Origin of the sequence: Chitinophaga sp. W3I9 (assembly GCF_050434025.1) — a bacterium.
GTDB lineage: Bacteria > Bacteroidota > Bacteroidia > Chitinophagales > Chitinophagaceae > Chitinophaga.
Genome location: NZ_JBNPWC010000001.1, coordinates 392133 through 410928, shown reverse-complemented (window position 1 = coordinate 410928; position 18796 = coordinate 392133). Strand labels below are relative to the sequence as shown.

Genomic DNA, 18796 nt, shown 5'->3' with positions numbered 1-18796 from the left:
TATGCAGCCTTATTGGAAAAAGTTATACCGGAATAAAGGTGCGGTGGCCGGTTTGCTGGTGATTGCCGTGGCGGTGTTTATCAGCATAACCGCTTATTTTATTGCGCCGGATCATACACCCAACGCCAACAGGATGGTGCTGGAAATAGAGGGGCAGCATCCCGGCTTCCGCATCAATATGCTGGCCATGCGGAAAGAACAGCCCATCCAAAAGGTGTCTGTTTTTCACCGGTTGTTATACGGCCAGGAGTCTGATGTAAACTGGATCCCTGTCCGGTCGTGGCAATTCAGGGACAGCGTGCTGGTGGTACAACGGTACGTGGATGAATCTACCAGCAGGGAGGAAACCTACTCCCTGGAGCAGGTGTGGTACGGCCATCCGCCGGACCGCCCGATGTCATCGAAATCGTTACATGAAAAGATATTGGCAGAACGGATTTTCTCCCGCACTTACTGGCTGGGCACCGACAAATTTGGCAGGGATATCCTGAGCCGGCTGCTGATTGGCACCCGCGTGAGCTTAGGTGTGGGTTGTATTGCCGTAGTTATTTCGCTGAGCATCGGCGTATTGCTGGGCGCCATAGCGGGTTACTTCAAGGGCCGGACGGATGATTTGGTGATGTGGCTGGTAAACGTGGTATGGTCCATGCCTACGCTGCTGTTGGTGTTTGCGCTTACCCTGGCGCTGGGCAAGGGATTCTGGCAGGTGTTTATTGCCGTGGGGCTCACGATGTGGGTGGGCGTTGCCCGCATTATCCGTGGGCAGGTACTGGGCATCCGGGAGCTGGAATATGTGGAAGCCGCGAGGGCGCTGGGCTACGGGCATGTGCGGATTATAGTAAAACATATTTTGCCCAATATCATGGGACCGGTGATGGTAGTAGCCGCCGGCAATTTTGCCACCGCTATTGTGGTGGAGGCGGGACTCAGCTTCCTGGGCGTGGGGGTACAACCGCCGCAGCCGTCGTGGGGACTGATGATCAAAGAAAACTACAACTTCATCATCACCCATAATCCTTTACTGGCGTTGGCGCCCGGAGTGGCCATCATGCTACTGGTACTGGCTTTCAACCTGTTAGGTAACGGATTACGGGATGCGCTGGATGTAAGAAGTAAAATTTGATTTGCATATTAAAAAAAGCTAATTTCATGCTCCTATATAACTGGAAATATGTTATTGAAAACCTTTCTCCCTGCCTTCTTAGCTATTGCATTGCTTACTTTTTCTTCCTGTAAAAAGAAGAAGAAAGATAATCCTGCACCCAGTACGCAGGAAGAAACACTCGCTTTCGCGCTGCCTGAAGTACAGGTGGGAAAATATAATATGGCGCAGGACAGCACCTATGCCCTGAAGGTGAACATCACCAGCAAGTTGCCTGATAAAGGCGTGAAAGTTACGCTGAACGTAGCCACAGAAACGGGGCTTATTCCGCTGCCCCAGGACGATATAGCAGATATTAAAGCAAGCCCCTTTACCATTACGCTCCGTCACCTGAAGCCGTTGAAAACATACGAGGTAACTGTCAGGCTGGCGTCCCTTGGCAATACCGGCAATGTAACTCCTCCGCAGGTATTTTTCCTTACCAATAAGTCCGGAGAATAGCCGGGTCATTAAAATCCGGCAGTCCCGAATCTAAAATTGTGTAGGTTTGCAAGCTCGCAGACAAAGGAATCGTTTATGCAAATTGCTGTTAATGCCGCTTGTTTACGACAGGACATGCCTGCCGATACCGGGAATGTGGCAACGGAGATAATACTGGCGATGTGCCGGCAGCAGCTAGGCCATCAGTTCACATTTTTTTTTGACGGAAAGGTACCCGCCGGCCTGAAAGTACCGGCCAATGTGACCAATGTGGTGTTGCCCCTGAAAGGCAATAAACCCTGGCATTTGTACTGGTGGCAGGAGTGGCAGCTGGTACGGGCCATGAAGCCTTTCCGCCCGGACCTGTTCCTGGGGCTGGATGGCACGCTGCCGTTGCGTAGCAAAATTCCTGCGGGACTGTTGCTGAGAGACCTTTCGTTTTTGCGCAATGCCGGCCTGCAGCCAGGTGTGCAACAGCGGTCGCTTAAAAATAACATTACGAAATACCTCGACCGGGCGCGGCGTATAGCCGTGCTGTCTGATGCCGCACAGGAAGAATTGCTGCGTTATGCACCGGGCGTAAAAGATAAGCTGATCCGCCTGGAAACCGGTATCAGTGAGCAGTACAAACCCCTGGAGTGGGAGCAGCGCGAAACGGTGAAGCGGGCTTTTTCCGGTGGGGCGGAGTATTTCCTGGTAACAGGCAGTATGCATCCCCGGAACAATATTATACCGGTGCTGAAAGCTTTTTCAGCATTGAAGAAGCGGCAGCGGAGCAATATCAAGCTGGTGCTGGCTGGGAGTGTAACCCCGGCGGGAGCGGATATTGCCACGGCCCTGCAGAGCTACAAGTTCCGGCAGGATGTGGTATGTATAGAAGATGCCGATGAAGATACCCTTGCCCGGCTCACCGGGGGCGCTTATGCCCTCGTATATCCGTCGAGGTTGGAAGGGCTTGCATTGCCGGTATACGCGGCGCAGCGGTGTGAGGTGCCGGTGATTGCGCTGGACAGCGCTGCTGCCAGGGAGGCAGGTGGAGACGCGGTATTATATGCTGATCCGGCGAGTTTGGACGATTTATCAGAAAAAATGAGTCTTTTATATAAAGATGAACAATTAAGATCCCGTTTGCTGGCCAAGATCCCTGCGGCAAAGCCTTTCAGCAGCTGGGAGCATGCTGCGGAGCAGCTGTGGAGTCATCTCACCGGGACGGGTTTTTCCAAAATCAGCAAATGATGGCTATTTTTGCGCTTTAATTGAAAATCATGAGTAAAGTATCTACCATAAAGATCCAGGTTGGACTGGATGATCAAAAGGTGCCCGAGTCGATAGAGTGGAGCGCTACAGATAACAAGGAAGAAAGAATGATTAAGGCCAAGGGCATGATCGTATCTTTCTGGGATCCGGCTGAAAAGGTGGCGCTGCGCATCGACCTGTGGACAAAGGACATGATGGTGGATGAAATGGCGGACTTCTTTTTCCAGACCATGATGACCATGGCTGACACTTACGGAAGAGCCACTCCTTATAAAGACCAGGCAGACGACATGCGCGCTTTTGCAAAGGATTTCTTTAAGAAATTCCAGGACAGGCAGGCTGCCGAAGAAGCAGGAAAATAATCCATTAAACCTAACCATATGTCATTAGAACTAAATATCAACGCAGAAATCAAAGCTGCGATGCTGGGTAAAAAGGAAGCTGACCTGCGTGCGCTGCGTGCTATCAAAGCGGCTATCCTGGTGGCCAAAACAGCAGAAGGCGCCAGCGGAGAGCTCACAGAAGCGGATGAGTCCAAATTGTTGCAGAAGCTCGCCAAGCAAAGAAAGGATTCCCTTGAAATTTTCCGCGCCCAGAACCGTGAAGACCTTGCCGTGAAAGAAGAAGAGGAACTGGTGGTGATTGAACGCTTCCTGCCTAAACAAATGGATGAAGCAGAATTACGTACAGCCATTACTGATATCATCGCTTCCACCGGCGCCAGCTCACCCGCTGATATGGGTAAAGTAATGGGCGTTGCCACCAAACAACTGGCCGGTAAAGCTGATGGGAAGGCAATTTCCGCCCTGGTGAAAGAATTGCTTACTAAATAGTGCTGTCTGGTATTTAACCGGCTGATAAGCGGAAACCGGGCAGATAACATCTCCCGGAAACAAAAAAAATCAGCGAGTTAAATACCGGATTCCCTATATTTCAACCATGCCTATAGACATTATTTTTGCTATCATCATGGTTTTTGCCATCTACCGGGGATACACCCGGGGTCTGATAGTAGCCTTATTTTCTTTGGTAGCCGCCATATTGGGATTAGCGGCAGCCCTGAAATTAACAGCCATTACTGCATTATATGTACAGGAACACTGGGATATGCATTCCCGCTGGGTGCCTGTAATTTGTTTCGTGTGCCTTTTCCTGGGAGTAATATTGCTCGTGAGGTTGGGAGCAGGAGCTTTGCAGAAGTTGGTAGAGCTGGTAATGTTGGGCTGGCTGAATAAACTGGGTGGAATACTGCTGTATAGCGTTATATTTATAATAATTTACAGTGTAGTGCTGTGGATGGCTAACCAGGTATACTGGCTGAGTCCTGAAACAAAGCTGCAATCTGTGGTATATCCTTATATAGAGAATATTGGCCCGTGGGTATTGGATCATATGGGAAGTGTGATCCCGGTTTTTAAGAATATGTTCACCGAGTTACAGTCTTTTTTTGAGCAGGCAGCCCGGCATATTCAACCTGGATAACTCGTTCCAAAGATTATTTAGATTAATAAAAAGAATTATTTTAGCGTAAAATTGACTTTCAAGATTTGGCAATGGATTACGAAATCAAAACACAGGGTAAGTTTAATTTTATAGAAGAAGGAGAAGGAGAACCACTGGTATTATTGCATGGACTTTTTGGTGCTTTGAGCAATTTCTCGCACATGATCGAATATTTCCGGCAGTATAACAAGGTTGTGATCCCGATGTTACCCCTGTACGATTTAAACATCCTGGAAACATCGGTAGGCGGTTTGGCCAAATATGTGCACAAGTTTATTGAAGCCAGGGGGTACAAAAATGTACACCTGCTGGGCAATTCACTCGGAGGTCACGTAGCCATCGTATACCTGTTAAAACACCCTGAAGCACCCGTAAAATCCCTGATCCTAACCGGCAGCTCCGGCTTGTTTGAGAATGGAATGGGCGAAACCTATCCTAAACGCGGCGACTATGAATACATCCGCAAAAAAGCAGAACTTACTTTCTATGATCCGAAAATAGCTACCAAAGAACTGGTAGATGAAATGTTTGAGATAGTGAACAACCGCCTGAAAGTGATCAAGATCATTACGCTGGCAAAATCAGCCATCCGCCACAACCTGGGAGATGAACTGAAAGATATCCAGCAACCAACCTTACTGATCTGGGGCCAGAACGATACCGTTACTCCTCCTATGGTGGGCGAAGAATTTAAAAAGCTGATACCTAATTCTGAACTGCAGTTTATTGATAAATGCGGACACGCTCCCATGATGGAGGTGCCGGAAGAATTCAACAAAATTCTGCACGCTTTCCTGGAGAAACTGAAGTTTCAACCTGCCACTTAAACCGGCACTTTACCGGCAGCCCGACGACTGTACCAACCGGTGCAGCGATTTCGCGTACATGTAATTTCTTTTTCTGTTGGCATATTCTTTACTATTATTGTATCAGAATACGCTAACATGATCGCCAGAGAACTCATATCTTCAGTACCTGTTCTGCATCCCTCGGATTCAGGAACAAAGGCACTGCGCCTGATGAACGAATATCATCTCACGCAGCTCCCGATGGTAGTAGATAGCAAATACCTGGCCCTGGTGGAAGAAGACGATATCATGGATCTCGAAGATCCGGATGTACCCCTGGAATCTATGGAGTACAGCAGTACCCGCCCGGCTGTCATGGAATACGCTCATCTATTCGAAGCACTCAAACTTTTTTACGACTTTAAATTGTCTGCCCTCCCGGTAGTAACAAAGGAAAATGAATACCTCGGTATCATTACCAAAGATAACCTGCTGGCAGCTTTAGCAAGATATAACGGGGTAAAGGAACCCGGCGGTATCATCGCGTTTGAAGTAGACCCGCGCGATTACGCCCTCAGCGAAATTGCCCGTATCGCTGAATCAAATGATGTTACGCTCCTGAGCGTAAACACCATCACCAACCCCGTTACCGGTAAACTCGAGGTGGTACTCAAAACAAACCGGCAGGAACTGCAAGGTCTGGTAGCTACTTTCGAACGCTTCAATTATGTAATCAAATACATCTTTGCGGAAGAACCGGAAGAAGAGCTGCTGAAGAAAAACTACGACCTGCTGATGAATTATATCGGCATGTAAGCGGATTTTGTCTTTCTCGCTGATTACGTTGATTATACTGATTACCTTGATTTTACTTTTTGGATTTTATAAATGATTAAAAAAAGATTTGGGGAGACATAAGCGAATATCTTCGCTTGTATCTCCCCAAATCAGAAAAAAAATCACAAAGGTTCAAATCAAAAAAATCAGTATAATCAGCGTAATCAGCGAGAAAGACAAAATCCGCGCTATTGTCAACTTTTAAAATGTTTTAGGGACCTACATGCTGAGATGCTGTTACTACCTGCTGGCCTTAGTCTGCCTGTTTGGAATGGTGATACCGGAAAATGCGGAAGGACAGTCGGCGCCTGCAACGGATACCAACTACCTGGTAGTGCGCAACATCCTGGTTTCCGGTAACAAGAAAACCCGGACCTCCATCATTCTCCGGGAAATAAGCACTGTACCCGGAGATACCATCTATCTCCGCGATCTCTCCAATACCCTGGAAGAAAGACGAAAACAATTACTCAATACCTCCCTCTTTCTCAACGTTACCGCCAATGTGAAAAACTGGACCGGTAACGAAGCCGACGTGGTATTTGAAGTATGGGAACGCTGGTACACCTTCGCTTATCCCATTTTCAAGCTGGCAGACCGTAACTTTAACCAGTGGTGGGTGGAAAAGAACCATAGCCTTAGCCGTATCAACCTCGGTGTAAGCGGTACCCAGGAAAACCTCACCGGCCGCAATGATGCGCTGAACGCCGCGCTGCAGTTCGGCTATACCCAGCGATTCGCATTACAGTATAATATACCGTATATCGATAAACGTTTCCGTCACGGCCTGGGTATCATCGCTTCCTATAACCGTAACCGTGAGGTGAACGACAGCACCAGCAATAATAAACAGCAGTTTTTCCGGAAAGACGATTTTCTGCGCCAGGTATATATGATCGGGCTTAACTACAGCTACCGTAAGGCCATTAACACCCGGCACCAGGTATTTGTAAATTATAATTATGAAAAAGTGGCGGATTCGGTGGCTATCATCAACCCCAACTACCTGGGGAAAGGCCGCACCAATGTACGTTACATAGATATCACCTACCGTCTCACTTATATTAAGGCAGATAGCTGGGTATATCCTCTCAAAGGATTCCGGTTACTGGCAGAAGTTGGCAAAAAGGGGATAGGTCCTCTCAATGATGTGGATGATGTTCACTTCCGGCTTAACATGGCCAAATACTGGCAGCTACGGCCCAAAACCTATGCTGCATTAGGTATCCGCAGCGCGGCCAAGCTCTCCAATGAACAGCCATATATCAATCAGCAGGCGCTGGGTTACCGGGATGATTACCTGCGCGGACTGGAATATTACGTGATAGATGGCACCAGCTTCGCCATCCTGAAATCAACCCTCCGGCAGGAACTCCTTTCCTTTAAAGTAAAGTTGCCTATTGTTCCAAAGAAATTTAATACCGTTCCGGTGCGCATCTTCGCCAAAGCCTTTGGCGACGCCGGTTACGCCTACAATAAATTCCCCGGCAACAGCTTCCTGAATAACCGTTTCCTGTATACCGGCGGCATAGGACTGGACATCGTTTCCTTCTATGATACCTGCCTCAGGATTGAATACAGCTTTAACCAGTTAGGGCAAAAAGGACTATTTTTACACACGAGCGTGGATATGTAGCACTTCAGAGCCGATCGTTAAAAGCTTAAAAATTATGCAGGTAGCACTTTATAGCAGGGGATTTATTACAGAAGATATTTCAAACATCCGCTTATTGCTGGAGGAATTAAAGCGGGCAGAGATAGAGGCCATCATCTATGAACCTTTTTTTCATACGCTGCAGCAACACATTCCTTTCGATAACGTACCAACGCTGTTTTCCTGTGCGGAAGATCTGCCGGGAAAAATCGACTTCCTGGTAAGTCTTGGTGGAGACGGTACCCTGCTGGATACCGTTTGTTATGTGCGTGATACCAACATCCCGGTAATAGGGATCAATTTTGGCCGCCTCGGGTTCCTGGCCAGCATCGGTAAAAACGAGATTCATGCACTGGTGGAGGCGCTGCTGAACCGCACCTACGTGGTAGACCAGCGGTCGCTGCTTCACCTGGATGCCAACATCCCCTTATTTGGTGATGTTCCATACGCACTCAACGAATTCACCATCCATAAGAAGGATACTTCCGCGATGGTGAAAATACATACTTACCTGAACGGCGAATTCCTGAACACTTACTGGGCCGATGGATTAATTGTAGCCACCCCCACCGGCTCCACCGGTTATTCCCTGAGCTGCGGCGGTCCCATTGTGTTCCCGGACGCCGGCAACTTCGTGATTACGCCTGTGGCGCCGCATAACCTGAACGTACGGCCCATCATTGTGCCCAACAATAATATCATTTCCTTTGAAGTGGAAGGCCGCAGCGACCAGTTCCTTTGTACCCTCGACAGCCGTATGGAAACCATCGATAACCGGGTGCAGCTGGCTATTAAGAAAGAGGAGTTCAAACTGAGCCTGCTTCGGCTGGACGACAGCAATTTCCTGCATACGCTCCGGAATAAATTGCTCTGGGGAATTGACGCCCGGAATACGATTAAAATATAGAAATGTAAAATATATTGTTACATTTACAAATACATTCCATGCTGATTGTAATAGAAATTATGCCCCGTGAGGAAAGCAAACGCCAAATAAGTAAGCATAATCATCAGCCATACATTAAATAAATCCGGCATTTTAGCGTTTAAGTAGAACTGATTTATGCTGAAACCTTTTCTATATTCCAAATACATCGTTTTTATATGGCTGGTATCGGCCGGTTGTTTGTTCGCGGAACGTGCTTCGGCGCAAAATGAGCTGGAATATGTAGGAGAGTTGGGTTTTTCTGTGGGAGGCGCGCAGTATTTCGGGGATCTGAACACCCGGGGAGCATTAAATACCCTGAAGCCTGCAGTTGGCATTTACTACCGTAAATATATGAACGACTACGTGGGCCTCCGCGCCCATGGCCGGTTTATGCAACTCGGCTATTCGGATACCTACAATAAAAATGAATTCCAGAACCGCCGGAACCTCAGCTTTAATACTAATTTATGGGAGTTGTCCCTCCAGGGGGACTTTAATTTTTTCCGGTTTGAACCGGGCAGCTTATATGAGCGTTTTTCCCCCTATCTGACTGGTGGCGCCAGTATTTTTTATTACAATCCATATGCTTACCTTAACGGCGTCAAATATTTTTTACAACCCCTGGGTACGGAAGGGCAGGGTACCGCCCTTTATCCGGAGCGCAAGCCCTATAGCCTGGTTTCTTATGCCTGGTTGATCGGGGGAGGTTTTAAATATAATATTTCCAAAAAAGTAAATGTGGGCCTGGAAGCGCTATACCGGTTCACTCAAACGGATTACCTGGATGATGTAAGCACTACATATGCCGGCCCTGCCGCATTCCCGGCGCTTCCTGACGGTCAGCCTACGGTGGCGGCCCAGTTGCAGGACAGGTCGGCGGTGAAAGGCAGTCCTATCGGGGTGATAGGGAGGCAAAGAGGAAACAGCAGGGATAAGGATCAGTTCGTAACAATCGAATTAACCATTAGTATTCTTTTCACTTCTTACAATTGTAAATTTTAATTTACAATAAAAAATACTTTCTGCGGGTGGGCTTTCCGTACCTGCCAACCGCCCCGATAAGCCTCCCAATTTGCTAAAATCCCCACTGGTATTGAATTCGCTGTTAAAACTACGTTAAAACACCTTCTTAGGCTTTGCCAAAAAAGTCATTACTCTATTTTTGTATCTTTGCACCCTTTTAGTAAATCTGTTATAATCTGTTATAATACGCCTGACACAAATGAGCTTGAAGGAAAAATTGGACTTACAACGGTTGCCGCGCCATATAGCCATTATTATGGACGGGAACGGCCGTTGGGCAAAGGAGCGGGGACAAGACAGGCTGTACGGGCACCACGAAGGGGTAGAAAGTGTGCGTAATATAGTGACGACCTGTGCAGAACTGGGAATAGGTTATCTGACCCTATACGCGTTTTCTACTGAAAACTGGGACCGCCCGGTTTATGAAGTTAATGGCATTATGGAACTACTCGTAAACACTATCCGCATGGAAGTGAATACGTTATCGAAAAATAATATCCGGCTGAGCGTAATAGGTGACATGGGAATGTTACCTCCCCAATGCCAGCGGGAAATGGAGGAGGCCATTGCCCTTACCAGCCAAAATACCGGCCTCAATCTCATTATGGCTCTTAGCTACAGTGCAAGGTGGGAAATCGTGAATGCAGCCAGGAAAATAGCCCTGGATGTGAAAAGTGGAGCCCTGGACCCGGTAGCTGTGACGCCAGAGGTATGGGAAAAATATCTCTGTACCGCCGGCCTGCCGGACCCTGAATTAATGATTCGTACCAGTGGAGAATGCAGGATCAGTAACTTCCTACTATATCAACTGGCCTATGCGGAACTGTATTTTACAGATACCCGCTGGCCGGACTTCCGCAATGAACATCTTTACCAAGCCATCTTAAATTACCAAACCAGAGAACGGCGCTTTGGCAAAACAAGCGAACAAATTCAGCAGAATGAAGAAATTATTTCCTAAGGGCCTTCTGGCTATAGCATTATGTTGCAGTGCAGGCATTCGTGTATCCGCTCAGCAAAAAGATACCGTGCCTCCTACGCAGCCCCCTGCTAATCCGCCGGCCGTTTCTCCTATCAACACAGGTATTCCGCAACAGTATGAAATTGCCGATATCACCGTTGCCGGTACCCAATACCTGGATAAATCACTGCTGCTGTCGCTTTCCGGCCTCACTGTGGGCGATAAGGTTACTTATCCCGGCGGTGACCAGTTTACAAAGGCAATCCAGAGTCTCTGGTCACAAAGACTGTTTGCCGACGTAACCATTTATGTAACCAAGATAGAAGATAATAAAATCTGGCTGGAAATAGGATTAACGGAAATGCCCCGCATGTCCTCCTTCGTTTTCAGGGGAATCAAAAAAACAGAAGCAGACGATATTACCACCAAAGCCGGTTTACGTAAAGGAAATGTGATCACACAGGCCCTGAAACAAAACGTAATCGGGGTAGTACATAAATTTTATGCAGATAAAGGATTCGGAAATGCTACCGTTAAAATCGAGGAAAGAGGGGATACCGGCCAGGTAAACTCCAAACACCTGATCTTTAATGTTACCAAAGGTAGTAAGGTACGTATCCAGGATATCAACATCGTAGGTAATGAAAGTATAGCCGACTCCAAGATCAAGAAGAAGATGAAAGGAACCAAAGAGCGTTCCCGCTTCACGCTTCATCCGGATCTGGAACAGGTGTACGTGGATTCCCTGGCCCAACCGGATGATTTCTGGCAAACCTATGGCTTCCTGCAACCCACCCGCGCATTTGAGAAACTAGACCCTTATTTCCGCTTTAAACTGTTCAGCTCTGCTAAATTCAACGAAAACAAATACTTCGAGGATAAAGGTAAAGTGATCGGGCTCTATAACTCCAAAGGTTATCGTGATGCGGTGATTGTAAGAGATACCACCTATAAAACCCACTCACAGAATCTGAATGTGGATATGCAGATCTCTGAGGGTAAAAAATATTATTTCGGGGATATTACCTGGAAAGGAAATACCCGTTATTCCGACTCCGTACTGACCCGTATTCTCGGTATCAAAAAAGGAGATATCTATAACCTGGAACTGCTGGAAAAAAGAATCGGTAAACAAATGTCACAGGAAGGGGGCGATATCAGCGGCTACTACATGGACTATGGCTACCTCTTCTTCCAGATTGACCCGGTGGAAGTTGGTATCCGCGGCGATACTATCGATTACGAAATCCGTTTACGTGAAGGACCGCAGGCAACCATCAAGGAAGTACGTATAGCCGGTAACGAAAAAACCAATGAACACGTTATCCGCCGTGAACTGCGCACGATCCCGGGTGAAAAATTCAGCCGCCAGGATCTGATCCGTTCTAACCGTGAAATCGCCAACCTCGGCTTCTTCAACCCGGAAAAGATCGGCATGAACCCGGTGCCGAACGTACAGGATGGTACCGTGGATATTGATTATACCGTGGAAGAAAAAGCCAATGACCAGCTGGAACTGTCGGCAGGTTGGGGTGGTTATATCGGTTTAACCGGTACCCTCGGCGTTACCTTCAACAACTTCTCCCTGCGTAATATCTTCAAAAAAGAAACCTGGGATCCATTGCCAAGTGGCGACGGACAGAAATTGTCTGTACGTGTATCTTCCAATGGTAAAGCTTACCGTTCCTATAACTTCTCCTTCACGGAGCCGTGGCTGGGAGGTAAAAAAAGGAACCAGTTTTCTGTAAGTCTTTACAGCAGTTACCAGAACCCATACGCATACAACGATTATTATAAGCTGCCGGGTGATACCACTACTTCTACAAATGGTCACTTTAAAGTGTTGGGAGCCTCTGTATCACTGGGTAAACAGCTGAAATGGCCGGATGACTATTTCACCCTGATCTATTCCGTGAACTATCAGCAGTATAAGCTGAAGAACTACAACTACTTTGGTATTCCCGGATTTGAAAGCGGTACGTCCAATAACGTTAACATCAAGCTGACGTTGTCGCGTTCTTCTGTGGATCAGCAGATCTTCCCGCGCAGTGGTTCCAACTTCATGGTATCTGCGCAGTATACGCCGCCATACTCCCTGTTTAATCCCGACAAGGATTACTCCAAAGAGCCGGCTTCTGAACAGTTTAAATTTATTGAGTACCAGAAATACCGCTTTAACGCAGAATGGTACGTGCCTTTGAGCCGTCCGATGGGTAGCGATAACAAAACATTTGTATTGAAGGTAGCCGCGAAATTTGGTTATATCGGCCGTTACAACAACCGTACAACCCTGTCGCCTTTCGGCAGGTTTGAAATGGGGGGTGATGGTTTGAGTAACTTCGCGATCTACGACCGTGATATCATCTCCCAGAGAGGTTACCCGGTGTATTATACTTCCGATCCGAGCATCAATCCTGAAAACGGTCAGCCTGCCAACTATTCCGGCTTCACCGTATTTAATAAGTACGTGATGGAACTGCGGTATCCGTTCAGTTTGAATCCCAGCTCCACCATCTTTGGTTTGGCGTTCCTGGAAGCAGCTAACGGTTATAAAGACCTGAATGAATACAACCCGTTCAGATTACGCCGTTCTGCCGGTATCGGTATGCGTTTCTACCTGCCGATGTTTGGATTGCTTGGATTTGACTATGGTATCGGGTTTGACCGTCTCCAGCCAGGGGGTGGTTTGAAAGACGCTGCTAAGTTTACATTTATGCTCGGCTTCGAACCAGAATAATGTGGAAAATAATTATATATTGCAAGTTTAACCGTCATTTGGTTTTGCGAAAAATTATTGTAGCATGAAAAAATTATTTATTACAGCCGCCATTGTGCTGGCTATGGGCGGTGCAGCAAGTGCACAGCGCTATTGCGTGATAGATACAAAATATATCCTGGAAAGCATTCCGGAATACAAGGAGTCACAGAAAAAGCTGGATGCAGTTGCAGAGCAATGGCAGAAGGAAATTGACGCTAAGTTCCAGGAAGTGGATAAGATGTATAAGTCTTACCAGGCAGAACAGGTAATGCTCACCGAGGAATTGAAACGTAAGCGGGAAGATGAAATCGTAGCCCGGGAAAAAGAGGCAAAGGATTTGCAGAAGAAGCGTTTCGGTTACGAAGGTGATCTTTTCAAAAAAAGGGAAGAACTGGTAAAGCCCATTCAGGATAAGATCTATAATGCAGTGCAGAAGCTTTCTGCCGGCAGGATGTATGATTTTGTACTGGATAAGGCTGCAGGCGCCACCGTTATATTTTCTGATCCAAAGCTGGATAAAAGCGAAGAAATCCTGAAATCTTTGGGAGTCAAGAAATAAACCCGTACCTATTTTTTAACTATAAGTATTTAAATTTTTTTAAACACAGACAACATCATGAAGAAGTACGTAATTATTGCTTTTGTGGCGGTTACCGGTTTGTTCAGCGTGAATGCAATGGCACAATCCAAAGTAGCGCATATCAATGCACAGGCACTGGTAGCAAGCATGCCAGAAGCTAAAAAGGCAGAAACTGATCTGCAAACTTTTGCACAAGGACTGGAAGGTGATGGTAAAGCACTGGTAGATGAGTATACGAAGAAAATGAAGGAATTCGATGATAAAGCGGCCACTATGACCGACAACATGAAAGAAATCAAAGGCCGTGAAATCCAGGACGCACAGAAACGTATCCAGGACTACCGTGAAGGCGCTGAACAGAAAGTACAGGCTAAACAACAGGAGCTGCTGAAACCCATCTACGATAAAGCCCGTAAGGCAATTGAAGATGTAGCAAAGGAAAAAGGTTACAACTACGTAATCGACAGCTCTGCCGGTATGCTGCTGGTTTCTCCTGCTGCAGACGATATCCTGACTGCTGTAAAGACTAAACTGGGAGTTAAATAGTTAATAAGTTTAATACTTAAAGGTGGAATGTGGTGAAAACTGCATTCCACCTTTACATTTAAGAATTCGTATTTTAATTTTACTTTTCAAATATTTTCTGCTACCTTTGCCTTCCGTTTTAAAAACCACAATCCTTTAACACGGGAGTTTTAGTATAGTACAGGTAAAAACAAAAAAAAGAAATGAAACGTACTTTTCAACCGCATAACAGACGCAGAAAGAGCGTTCACGGCTTCAGAAAGAGAATGGAAACTGCTAATGGCCGTAAGGTATTGGCTTCCCGTAGAGCAAAAGGTCGTAAGAAGCTGACTGTTTCTGACGAGCGTAAGCTGAAATAATTATAGTAGCTAAATACTATTTGCCATAAAAACTTATTCTTTTACAAAGGAAGAAAGGTTAAAAAGCAGAAAACTTATTGAAACGCTTTTTCGTGAAGGAAAAGCGTTTTCTGTTTTTCCCTACCGGGTTGTTTACATGCCGTTGAAAGAACCGGGTAAATACCCCGTGCAGGTAGGCTTTAGCGCCGCTACCCGCCGGTTTCCCCATGCGGTGGACCGTAACCGCATCAAACGCCTGGGCCGGGAGGCCTGGCGTCTGCAAAAGCAGGAACTCTACGACCATCTCCGGTCCGAATCAAGGCAGATCGCCGTTTTCCTCATCTACACCGACAAAAAAATCGCCGGTTTTTCTACCCTGAAAGACAAAATTTCGGTAATTTTAAAGAAGCTGCAAACCAGTATTTAGCACTCAGTGGTTAGCTTTTAGCTGATTGCAGCAAACCCGGCATTCAACATGCTGTTAAATGCTCTGCTTATTTTTTACTGCTAAAAGCTGCTTATGAATCGTGTTGTGCGCTGGCTTAGTTTTCCTTTTATCTTCCTGATAAAAATTTATCAATGGTTTATCTCGCCCCTCCTGGGCAGTAAATGCCGTTATACCCCCACCTGCTCACAATACGGGCTGGAAGCATTTAAAAAATATGGCCCTTTCAAAGGTGGCTATCTCACCATAAAGCGTATCTTGTCGTGTCACCCCTGGGGCGGACACGGATATGATCCGGTGCCATAAATAGTCACCACCGGTTGCCAACTAATATCTTTCATCTTATACACTCGTTGCATGCGTGCGTTTTTTAATAAAAGAAGGAAACTGACAGCAGCCCTGCTCCTGGTTATTACTACAGCAGGGATCTTCGCTTTCAATGAAAACGATAAATATTTCCAGATTGCCAAAAACCTGGACATATTCGCCGCTTTCTACCGGGAACTGAATACGTATTACGTAGATGACCTTCCTCCTGAAAAGGTGATGCGAAAAGGCATTGAAGCCATGCTGGAGGAAACCGATCCTTTTACTGATTTCGTTTCCGAAGAAAACCTGGACGATCTTAAATTCATGGCTACCGGCAAATACGGCGGGGTAGGCGCCTCCATCAATACCAGCGGCGAATGGACCGCCATCACCGATGTATATGAAGGCAGCCCGATGGACAGGGCCGGCGTGAAACCAGGCGATATCATCGTGAGCATGGATGGCAAGTCCAGTAAAAATGTAGCCCAGGAAGAAATCAGCAGACAGCTTAAAGGCGCTGCCGGTACCCCGTTGGATATGGTGTTCCGCAACCCGGTAACCGGCGTGGAAACTCCGAAAAAAATCATCCGCGAAGAAATTAATGTAAAAGCGGTGAGCTATGCCGGCATCCTGAAAAATGATATCGGCTATATCAAAATGACCCAGTTCACAGAGAACAGCGGCGCCATGGTACGCACGGCAGTACAACAACTGAAACAAACCAACCCCGCGCTGAAAGGATTGATCCTCGACCTGCGCGGCAACCCCGGCGGATTATTGGATGAAGCCGTTGTAGTTGCCAACATTTTTGTAGATAAAAATAAACTCATCGTCAGCACCAAAGGAAAAGTAAAGAACTGGGACCGCAACTACGAAACATCCGAACAGCCGGTAGACCTGCATCTCCCGTTAACCGTGCTCACCAACCACTCCTCCGCTTCTGCTGCTGAAATAGTGGCCGGCAGCATACAGGATCTCGACCGAGGCCTGGTGATAGGACAACGCTCCTACGGCAAAGGCCTGGTGCAAACCACCCGCCAGCTGCCTTATAATACCAAACTGAAAGTAACCACCGCTAAATATTATACGCCAAGTGGCCGCTGTATCCAGGCCATCGACTACTCCCACCGTAACGACGACGGCAGCGTGGATTATGTACCGGATTCCCTGCGTAAATCATTTACCACCACAGGCGGCCGTGCCGTAAAAGATGGCGGCGGTATTGAACCCGATGCAAAGGTCGATCCCACCTATATCAGCCAGGTGGCCATTACCCTTATCCGTAAACAATTTATTTTCGACTACGCTACCAATTATTACTACAGCCATCCTAAAATAGCCGCTGCAGGCTCTTTTGCACTGTCTGAAAGCGACTTCGAAGATTTTGAGCGCTATCTCGATAACAAAGATTACAGCTACAAAACACGCAGTGAAGAAGCCCTGGATTCTTTCAAAAGCACCGCAAGAAAAGAAAAGTACTATGATGCGATCGCTAAAGAACTGGAAACGCTTGAAACGAAAATGAAGCACGATAAAAAGCAGGATCTGCTGAAAAATAAAACAGAAATAAAACGGTTACTGGAAGAAGAAATCGTGAACCGTTATTATTTGCAGAGAGGCCGTATTATCAGGTCGCTCGAGTGGGATAATGATGTAAATGCCGCCATCGATTTATTACATAGCCCATCAAAATATAAGCAGCTGCTTACCGCAGCGAAGTAACCGCTTTTAGCCCTGGTAATAATGAAGCCTGCAAATAAGCCCCGGTTGTCACCGGAGTTTGTTTGCAGGCTTCATTATTCCTCCTTTTCCAATTCTCATATAAATTATGAATTCCGGTAGAATAATTATATTTTGAGAGTCCAGTGAATAATAAACTTATATCATTTCTCAATCTAAAAGGGTTATCATGCCAGTAAATTCCAATGAAGACTCTCGCCGGAGTTTCATCAGTAAATTTGCCAAAGGAGTAGTAGGAGCATCGCTGCTGCCAAGTATCCTGACCGCAGCTGATAAGCAAAGAAACATTCAGTCACTTTCCCGCCTGAAAGAAAAATACAGTGCAAACGACCAGATACAGATAGCGCTGATAGGCGCGGGTGGTATGGGAACAGCAGATGCCAATACGGCAATCACCGTGCCCGGTGTAAAGCTGATAGCCGCCTGTGATTTGTATGATGGCCGTTTGGCAGATGCAAAAAAGAAATGGGGGAATGATATTTACACTACCCGCAATTACCAGGAAATCCTGGAGAGAAAAGACATTGATGCCGTGATCATCGCTGTGCCGGATTTCTGGCATAAAGATATTTCCGTGGCAGCCATGAATAAAGGCAAATCCGTGTATTGCGAAAAACCAATGGTACATGATATCAGCGAAGGACCCGCAGTAGTGGAAGCCCAGCAACGCAACGGAAAAGTAGTATACCAGGTAGGTAGCCAGGGTATGAGTTCCCTGGGTAATGAAAAAGCCAGGCAGCTCCTGAAAGATGGCGCTATCGGTAAACTTAATTATGCCGAAGGCTTCTGGGCACGTATGTCGCCCACCGGCGCATGGCAATACCCTATTCCTGCGGATGCCTCCACTAAAACAGTTGATTGGACCACTTACCTCAAAAACGCGCCCAAGCGCGATTTTGACCCATTGCGTTTCTTTCGCTGGCGTAATTATAAAGATTATGGCACCGGCGTTTCCGGCGACCTGTTCGTTCACCTGTTTTCCAGTCTGCACCTGGTAACCGGTTCACTCGGTCCCAATAAAGTAATGGCCACCGGCGGATTACGTTACTGGAAAGATGGCAGGGAAGTACCCGATATTATGCTGGGCATGTTTGATTATCCTGAAACCGAAATACACCCTGCGTTTAACCTGTCGCTCCGCGTGAACTTCGTGGATGGTACCGGTGGCACCAACTACCTGCGCATGGTGGGCAGTGAGGGCTCTATGACCGTAGAATGGGATAAGGTAACGCTGTTCCGCAATAATGTACAGGTAGATGAAAACGATCCGCTGGCTGCTGCCAATGCTGCTGCATCCAATAACGGAAAATCGTATGCCTATCACCGTGCGAACATGCTGGATCCTGAAAAGATGATCTATGAGGCAGAGAAAGGATACAAAGGAGCGCACTTCGATCACTTCTACAACCTGTTTAACGCCATGCGTACCAACGGTAAAGTAGCGGAAGATCCCACATTCGGTTTCCGTGCAGCGGCGCCGGCGCTGTTGTGCAACGAAAGCTATTTCGATAATAAGATCATCCACTGGGATCCTAAGAATCTGAAAGTAGTGAACAAGTAATTAAACA

20 protein-coding genes are annotated in these 18796 nt (G+C 46.8%); all 20 read left to right on the top strand.

The features are described from left to right. Position 1 precedes the first annotated feature (1 nt). The 20 genes from QFZ51_RS01825 to QFZ51_RS01730 all read left to right on the top strand — a co-directional run bounded on the left by QFZ51_RS01825 (position 2) and on the right by QFZ51_RS01730 (position 18789). Positions 2-1123 carry an ABC transporter permease gene (locus QFZ51_RS01825; protein WP_429051559.1) on the top strand — a complete coding sequence of 374 codons (1122 nt, stop codon included), beginning with the start codon at positions 2-4 and terminating at the stop codon, positions 1121-1123. Positions 1124-1171: 48 nt separating this feature from the next. After that, the gene (locus QFZ51_RS01820) at positions 1172-1603 is read left to right on the top strand and encodes a hypothetical protein (RefSeq protein ID WP_429042590.1); all 432 of its coding nucleotides are present in this window, start codon (positions 1172-1174) and stop codon (positions 1601-1603) included. Positions 1604-1678: 75 nt separating this feature from the next. After that, positions 1679-2818 (top strand): glycosyltransferase family 4 protein, encoded by a 1140-nt coding sequence (locus QFZ51_RS01815; protein WP_429042588.1) that lies wholly within the window; start codon positions 1679-1681, stop codon positions 2816-2818. 29 nt (positions 2819-2847) lie between these two features. After that, on the top strand, positions 2848-3201 hold the full coding sequence (gldC, locus tag QFZ51_RS01810) for a gliding motility protein GldC (RefSeq protein ID WP_370908596.1): 354 nt from the start codon (positions 2848-2850) through the stop codon (positions 3199-3201). Between the two features lie 18 nt (positions 3202-3219). Next, a complete protein-coding gene (locus tag QFZ51_RS01805) occupies positions 3220-3672 on the top strand; it encodes a GatB/YqeY domain-containing protein (protein WP_370908595.1) in 453 nt (150 codons plus the stop codon). Positions 3673-3778: 106 nt separating this feature from the next. Next, positions 3779-4321: a CvpA family protein gene (locus tag QFZ51_RS01800; RefSeq protein WP_370908594.1), complete on the top strand. Its 543-nt coding sequence runs from the start codon at positions 3779-3781 to the stop codon at positions 4319-4321. Positions 4322-4392: 71 nt separating this feature from the next. Further along, positions 4393-5169, top strand: coding sequence for an alpha/beta fold hydrolase (locus tag QFZ51_RS01795; RefSeq protein WP_370908593.1), 777 nt, complete (start codon positions 4393-4395; stop codon positions 5167-5169). Positions 5170-5286: 117 nt separating this feature from the next. Next, complete coding sequence (locus QFZ51_RS01790; protein WP_079471185.1) at positions 5287-5946, top strand: CBS domain-containing protein; 660 nt, start codon at positions 5287-5289, stop codon at positions 5944-5946. A 244-nt stretch (positions 5947-6190) separates the two neighbouring features. Then, positions 6191-7603 carry a POTRA domain-containing protein gene (locus QFZ51_RS01785; RefSeq protein WP_429042584.1) on the top strand — a complete coding sequence of 471 codons (1413 nt, stop codon included), beginning with the start codon at positions 6191-6193 and terminating at the stop codon, positions 7601-7603. 34 nt (positions 7604-7637) lie between these two features. After that, positions 7638-8528, top strand: a complete 891-nt coding sequence (locus tag QFZ51_RS01780; RefSeq protein WP_429042582.1) for an NAD kinase — start codon at positions 7638-7640, stop codon at positions 8526-8528. 156 nt (positions 8529-8684) lie between these two features. Then, positions 8685-9551 (top strand): DUF6089 family protein, encoded by an 867-nt coding sequence (locus tag QFZ51_RS01775; protein ID WP_370908590.1) that lies wholly within the window; start codon positions 8685-8687, stop codon positions 9549-9551. 220 nt (positions 9552-9771) lie between these two features. After that, complete coding sequence (locus tag QFZ51_RS01770) at positions 9772-10533, top strand: isoprenyl transferase (protein WP_429042581.1); 762 nt, start codon at positions 9772-9774, stop codon at positions 10531-10533. After that, the gene (locus tag QFZ51_RS01765; protein WP_370908588.1) at positions 10514-13270 is read left to right on the top strand and encodes a BamA/OMP85 family outer membrane protein; all 2757 of its coding nucleotides are present in this window, start codon (positions 10514-10516) and stop codon (positions 13268-13270) included. Before QFZ51_RS01770 ends, QFZ51_RS01765 begins: the two co-directional genes overlap by 20 nt. A 64-nt stretch (positions 13271-13334) precedes the next feature. Then, entirely contained in the window at positions 13335-13850 is a 516-nt protein-coding gene (locus QFZ51_RS01760; RefSeq protein WP_079471180.1) for an OmpH family outer membrane protein, read from the top strand. A 57-nt stretch (positions 13851-13907) separates the two neighbouring features. Further along, entirely contained in the window at positions 13908-14417 is a 510-nt protein-coding gene (locus QFZ51_RS01755; RefSeq protein ID WP_429042578.1) for an OmpH family outer membrane protein, read from the top strand. Between the two features lie 182 nt (positions 14418-14599). Continuing rightward, positions 14600-14755, top strand: coding sequence for a 50S ribosomal protein L34 (rpmH, locus tag QFZ51_RS01750; RefSeq protein WP_012788729.1), 156 nt, complete (start codon positions 14600-14602; stop codon positions 14753-14755). A 13-nt stretch (positions 14756-14768) separates the two neighbouring features. Beyond that, positions 14769-15161, top strand: a complete 393-nt coding sequence (locus QFZ51_RS01745) for a ribonuclease P protein component (protein WP_370909245.1) — start codon at positions 14769-14771, stop codon at positions 15159-15161. Positions 15162-15254: 93 nt separating this feature from the next. Continuing rightward, positions 15255-15485, top strand: a complete 231-nt coding sequence (gene yidD, locus QFZ51_RS01740; RefSeq protein ID WP_079471177.1) for a membrane protein insertion efficiency factor YidD — start codon at positions 15255-15257, stop codon at positions 15483-15485. Between the two features lie 51 nt (positions 15486-15536). Then, complete coding sequence (locus QFZ51_RS01735) at positions 15537-17210, top strand: S41 family peptidase (protein WP_429042572.1); 1674 nt, start codon at positions 15537-15539, stop codon at positions 17208-17210. Between the two features lie 187 nt (positions 17211-17397). Then, positions 17398-18789, top strand: coding sequence for a Gfo/Idh/MocA family protein (locus QFZ51_RS01730; RefSeq protein ID WP_429042569.1), 1392 nt, complete (start codon positions 17398-17400; stop codon positions 18787-18789). The last annotated feature ends 7 nt before the right edge of the window (positions 18790-18796 follow it).